This window comes from Vibrio sp. T20 (assembly GCF_007858795.1).
GTDB lineage: Bacteria > Pseudomonadota > Gammaproteobacteria > Enterobacterales > Vibrionaceae > Vibrio > Vibrio satsumensis.
Genome location: NZ_VFEB01000214.1, coordinates 1 through 291, shown reverse-complemented (window position 1 = coordinate 291; position 291 = coordinate 1). Strand labels below are relative to the sequence as shown.

1 protein-coding gene is annotated in these 291 nt (G+C 41.2%); it reads left to right on the top strand.

What is annotated here, in order from left to right:
* Positions 1-291, top strand: a 291-nt coding sequence (locus FTW16_RS21455; protein WP_146492389.1) for a hypothetical protein, incomplete at both ends; no start/stop codon positions are given.

The window sequence follows — 291 nt, the reverse complement described above, 5'->3', positions numbered from 1 at the left end:
GTTTCTTTAGAAAACAATTCAAACGGTTGCTTCGTGTTGGTTGGCAATGAAGTCAAGCTAACTCAAGCGGGTGTTGACGCGGTTAACAACGATGAACTTAACCTTAAAGACCTGACTATCAGCGCGTCAGTGTCGGATGGTGTTAATCCAACGGTTAGCGACAGTGATAGTTTGATTGTGAATCGTGTTAATGATGCACCGATTGTTGAAAATGTCATTGCAGACCAAGTGTTATCGGAAGATTTCGATGCATACACGATCGACTTGAATGAAGTATTCAAAGATACTGAT